Source organism: Saccharopolyspora sp., assembly GCF_017434145.1.
Taxonomy (GTDB): domain Bacteria; phylum Actinomycetota; class Actinomycetes; order Mycobacteriales; family Pseudonocardiaceae; genus Saccharopolyspora_C; species Saccharopolyspora_C galaxeae.
This window is the reverse complement of the sequence record NZ_JAFRFW010001052.1, coordinates 1-4,943: the sequence shown is the minus strand read 5'-3', so window position 1 is coordinate 4,943 and position 4,943 is coordinate 1. Positions and strand designations below refer to the sequence as shown.

Genomic DNA, 4,943 nt, shown 5'->3' with positions numbered 1-4,943 from the left:
TGGGCCACCACCGCGCCCAGCGCCTTCGTGTACTCCAGCGCGCGGCGCATCACCAGCGGGTCGTCCACGCACTTGCCGTCGTCGGAGAACACCCGCACCTCGGCGCCCGAACGCGCCATCGCGCCCAGCTCGGCCAGCTGCTCACCGGCCAGCCCCTGCGTCACCGCGCCCACCGGGTGCACGTCGACCAGGCCGATCTCGTCGCCGCGGCGCCGGACGTGCTCCACGATCACCGCGTTGTCCGCGACCGGGTCGGTGTTGGCCATCGCGAAAACCGCCGTGTAGCCGCCCAGGGCGGCCGCTGCGGAGCCGGTCTCGACGGTCTCGGCGTCCTCCCGGCCCGGTTCGCGCAGATGCGTGTGCAGGTCCACGAAGCCCGGCAGCAGCACGGCTCCACCGGCGCGCACCACCTCGTCGGCATCGGCGGTCAGGTCCGCGCCGATCTCGGCGATGCGCTCGCCGTCGACGAGCACGTCCACCGGCTCGCCCTCGCCGTAGGGGCGGGTTTCCTTGATCAGCACCCGGCTCATGCCGCGATCTCCTCTCCGGCCAGCAGGTGGTAGAGCACCGCCATGCGCACGTGCACCCCGTTGCGGACCTGCTCGGTGATGGCCGCCCGCGGTGAATCCGCGACCGCCGGGGCGATCTCCATGCCGCGCAGCATCGGGCCGGGGTGCAGCACCACGGCGTGCTCCGGCAGCTTCGCCAGCCGCTTCTCGTTCAGGCCGTAGGCGATCGAGTACTCCCGCGCCGACGGGAAGAACCCGCCGTGCATCCGCTCGGCCTGCACCCGCAGCAGCATCACCGCGTCCAGCCCGGGAAGTTCCGGGTCGAGCTCGTGGCGGACCTCGGCGCCCCAGTGCTCGATCCCGTGCGGCACCAGCGTCGGCGGCGCCACCAGCACCACCTGCGCGCCCAAGGTGCGCAGCAAGTGCACGTTCGAGCGCGCGACCCGGCTGTGCAGCAGGTCGCCGACCACGGCGATCCGGCGCCCCGCCAGCTCACCCAGCCGCTCCCGCAGCGTCGCGGCGTCCAGCAGGGCTTGGGTCGGGTGCTCGTGCATCCCGTCGCCGGCGTTGACGATCTGCGTGCCCGCTTCGTCGAGCCAGCCCGCGAGCCGGTGCGCCGCCCCGGAAGCCGGGTGCCGCACGATCACGCAGTCCGCGCCCGCGGCAGAGAGCGTCAGCGCGGTGTCGCGCAACGACTCGCCCTTGCCCACCGACGAGGCCGAGGCCGACACGTTGATCACGTCGGCGCTCATCCACTTGCCCGCGACCTCGAACGACACCCGCGTGCGCGTGGAGTTCTCGTAGAACATCGTCATCACGGTGCGCCCGCGCAGCGTCGGCAACTTGCGCACCTCGCGGCCCAGCAAGGTCTGCTTGAGCGTGTCCGCGGTGTCCAGGATCGTCGTCGCGGTCTGCGGGTCCAGGCCCTCGGTCGTCAGCAGGTGCCGCATCACCGCACCTCCTCGCTGCGCCGCAGCACCACCGAGTCGACGTCGTCGACCTCGGAGAGCCGGACCGCGACCTCCTCGCTGCGGGAGGTCGGCACGTTCTTGCCGACGTAGTCCGCGCGGATCGGCAACTCCCGATGCCCGCGGTCGACCAGCACCGCGAGCTGCACCGCGCGCGGCCGTCCCTGATCGCGCAGGGCGTCGAGCGCGGCCCGCACGGTGCGGCCGGAGAACAGCACGTCATCGACGAGCACGACCTGCGCGCCATCGATGCCCGCAGCGGGCAGGCTGCTCGGTTCCAGTGGCCGGTTCGGCCGTTTGCGCAGGTCATCGCGGTAGAGCGTGATGTCCAGCGTGCCGGTTTCCACGGTCGCCCCGCTGAACTCGGCGATCCGTGCGGACAACCGCCGCGCCAGCGGCGCGCCACGAGTGGGCACGCCCAGCAGAACCACGTCGGTGCTGCCCGCGGTGTCCAACGCGGTCTTCTCGATGATCTGATGAGCGATGCGGGCTACCGTGCGCGCTACGTCACCGGCCGAGAGCAGCTCCCGCTGCCCCGCCGGATCCGCCGCGCCCGCCTGCCGGCGTGACGCCACGGGCGTGCCTCCTTCCCCGCCTCACTGGACGGGTCCTTAAAGGATGGTTCGATCCACTCCGGACGCGGTGATCGAGTATCCGGCCCTTGGTGGGAACATCGGCGCGTCCACCGAGTGCACGCCGTGCTCGGCTTGTACGCTATCAGCGTCCCGGGGTCAATCGTCCGGGTGGTGTGGGCGTACTCGCCCTGCCGCCACACGAAGACCAACTTGACCTAGTGACACTTGCGAGCGAACATTACTCTCCGTATCAATCTGAGCTTTCCTCCCCGACAACCGCGCTAGGCTGACGGGGCGAATGAAACGGAGAAACGCCACATGGGCGACTACGCCAAGGCGCTGGGCGGCAAGCTCCGCGCTATCCGCCAGCAGCAGGGTCTCTCGCTGCACGGCGTCGAGCAGAAGTCAGGCGGGCGGTGGAAGGCCGTGGTCGTCGGGTCCTACGAACGTGGCGACCGGGCGGTGACCGTGCAGAAACTCGCCGAACTGGCCGATTTCTACGGTGTTCCGGTCGCGGAACTGCTCCCGGAGGGACGGGTGCCCTCCGGTGCCGAACCGGCCACCAAGGTCGTGATCAATCTGGAGCGGTTGTAGCAACTGCCCGCGGAGAAGGTCGGGCCGCTGGCCCGGTACGCGGCGACCATCCAGAGCCAGCGCGGCGACTACAACGGCAAGGTGCTGTCCATCCGGACCGAGGACCTGCGATCCCTCGCCATCATCTACGACATGACCCCGGGCGAGCTGACCGAGCAGCTCATCGACTGGGGCGTGCTGCCGCCCGAGGCGCGACCCGCCCGGGAGGAGTGAGACCCGCAACGGTGGCCGCGGCCCCGCCTGCTCCGGGGTCGCGGTCGCCCGCGGGCGAATCGTGCGCGGAGGACGTTTCCGCGCTCGGGGCAATGGTTTTCCGAAACGCATCGAGCGGGCCACTCGCGTGGGGGCGAGCGGCCCGCTCGGCGTTCGGGAACCCGTTACGACGGCTTCGTGCGCGTCCGGAGACCCTCAGTGCTGCGCGTCGGACTCGGCGCGTTCGGCTGCGGCCGCTTCGGCGGCCTCCAGGTTGCGGATCGAGGTGCGCAGCCGGTCGCTGATACCGGCGATCCGGCCGAGCACGCCGTTGACGAACCGCGGCGAGTCGTCCGTGGACAGGTCCTTCACCAGCTCCACGGACTCGTCGATGGCCACCGCCGGCGGCACGTCCTCGCTCCACAGCAGCTCGTAGAGCCCCAGCCGCAGCACCGCGCGGTCCACCGCGGGCATCCGGCCCAGCGTCCAGCCCTCGGCGTGCTCGACGAGCACCTCGTCGATGCGCCGCAGGTTCGCGGCGATGCCCTCGACCAGGGTCACCGTGTAGTCGGCGACCGGCGCGGCCTCGGGCGCGGCGAGCCGCTCGGACAGCAACGTCACCGCCTCGAGACCGCGCAGATCGGCCTCGTACAGCACGTCCACCGCCCGCTTGCGGGCCTTGCTCCGTGAGCCCAACTCACATCTCTCTTTCGGCTGTTCCCCGGGAACGGATCACTTGTTGACGCGGCCCAGGTAGCGGCCGTCGCGCGGGTCGACCTTGACCTTGTCGCCGGTGTTGAGGAACAGCGGGACGTGCACCTCGGCACCGGTCTCCAGCGTGGCGGGCTTGGTGCCACCGGTGGAGCGGTCGCCCTGCACGCCCGGGTCGGTGTGCTCGATGTTCAGCTCGACCGAAGCGGGCAGCTCCACGTACAGCGGCTCGTCGTTGTGCCGCGCCACGTTCACCTTGCTGTTCTCCAGCATGTAGTTCGCGGCCTCGCCGACGACCTTGCCCGAGACGGCGACCTGGTCGTAGGTGTCGGGGTCCATGAACACGTAGTCGGTGCCGTCGTAGTAGAGGTAGGTCATCTCGCGCCGGTCCACGTTGGCGGTGTCCACCTTCACCCCGGCGTTGAACGTCTTGTCCAGCGTCTTGCCGGAAAGCACGTTCTTCAGCGTGGTGCGCACGAAGGCGCCGCCCTTGCCCGGCTTGACGTGCTGGAAGTTCACCACCGACCAGAGCTGGCCGTCGAGGTTGAGCACGAGTCCGTTCTTGAGGTCGTTCGTGGTTGCCACGTGTCCGTTCTCTCCTGTGCTACGGGCTGCGGTTTGCTGCACCGGGCGCGGATCGGCGGCCCGGCTGCGGCCGCGCGCGCCCCGCGCTCAAACGGCGACGAGTTCCTTGGTCGTCAAGGTGAGGAGCTCCGTGGTGCTGTCCCGCACCACCAGGGTGTCCTCGATGCGGACCCCGCCACGCTCCGGCAAGTACACGCCGGGTTCGACGGTGACCGCCATCCCCGGTTGAATCGTACCGTCTCCCCGCTGGGACAACGCCGGTGCCTCATGGATCTCCAGGCCCACGCCGTGGCCGAGGCCGTGCACGAACCGCTCGCCGTAGCCCGCGTCCTCGATCACCTTGCGGGCCGCGCCGTCCACTTCGCGCACGCCTGCAGGCACGCGCACCGCGTCGCACCCGGCGGTCTGCGCGGCGCGGACGAGGTCGTAGACCTCGCGCTGCCAGTCGGCGGGCGCGCCGAGCACGACGGTGCGGGTCATGTCCGAGTGGTAGCCGTCGACCAGGGCGCCGAAGTCCAGCTTCACGAAATCCCCCGCGGCCAGCACCGCGCCGGTCGGCCGGTGGTGCGGGACCGCGGAGTTCGCCCCTGCGGCCACGATCGTCTCGAACGACGGACCTGCCGCGCCGTGCTCCAGCATCCGCGCTTCGAGCTCGCGGGCCACCTCCAGCTCGGTGCGGCCGGGACGCAGCCCGCCGTGCTCGATCAGGTCGGCCAGCGCGCGGTCGGCCGCGGCGCAGGCCATCCGCAGCGCCTCGACCTCGCTCGCGGCTTTGATCAGCCGAAGGCGTTCCACCCGACCCGGGGCCC

Annotated in this window: 6 protein-coding genes and 1 pseudogene; 1 reads left to right on the top strand and 6 read right to left on the bottom strand. The window is 70.8% G+C overall.

Features of this window, described 5'->3' with window-relative positions; all coding sequences use genetic code 11:
- The 3 genes from IJH84_RS28735 to pyrR form a co-directional block, all read right to left on the bottom strand.
- Positions 1 to 530 (bottom strand): amidohydrolase family protein (locus IJH84_RS28735; RefSeq protein ID WP_295151170.1); only part of this gene is annotated, 530 nt, incomplete at its 3' end.
- Entirely contained in the window at positions 527 to 1,459 is a 933-nt protein-coding gene (locus IJH84_RS28730) for an aspartate carbamoyltransferase catalytic subunit (protein ID WP_295151168.1), read from the bottom strand. The genes IJH84_RS28735 and IJH84_RS28730, both read right to left, overlap by 4 nt.
- Complete coding sequence (gene pyrR / locus IJH84_RS28725; protein WP_200069803.1) at positions 1,459 to 2,052, bottom strand: bifunctional pyr operon transcriptional regulator/uracil phosphoribosyltransferase PyrR; 594 nt, start codon at positions 2,050 to 2,052, stop codon at positions 1,459 to 1,461. Before pyrR ends, IJH84_RS28730 begins: the two co-directional genes overlap by 1 nt.
- Before the next feature lie 318 nt (positions 2,053 to 2,370).
- On the opposite strand from pyrR, the pseudogene IJH84_RS28720 reads away from it, so the two are divergent.
- Positions 2,371 to 2,859: pseudogene (locus tag IJH84_RS28720) on the top strand (transcriptional regulator).
- 195 nt (positions 2,860 to 3,054) lie between these two features.
- Here IJH84_RS28720 and nusB read toward each other — a convergent pair.
- The 3 genes from nusB to IJH84_RS28705 all read right to left on the bottom strand — a co-directional run.
- A complete protein-coding gene (gene nusB, locus IJH84_RS28715) occupies positions 3,055 to 3,534 on the bottom strand; it encodes a transcription antitermination factor NusB (protein ID WP_200069804.1) in 480 nt (159 codons plus the stop codon).
- 36 nt (positions 3,535 to 3,570) lie between these two features.
- Entirely contained in the window at positions 3,571 to 4,134 is a 564-nt protein-coding gene (efp, locus tag IJH84_RS28710; protein ID WP_200069805.1) for an elongation factor P, read from the bottom strand.
- 87 nt (positions 4,135 to 4,221) lie between these two features.
- Positions 4,222 to 4,943: M24 family metallopeptidase (locus tag IJH84_RS28705; RefSeq protein WP_295151163.1), on the bottom strand; the 722-nt coding region annotated here is incomplete at its 5' end.

What these genes read in the sequence shown, in the direction of transcription:
- IJH84_RS28730 (WP_295151168.1), bottom strand. Translation starts at nt 1,459, where the DNA reads ATGCGGCACCTGCTGACGACCGAGGGCCTGGACCCGCAGACCGCGACG.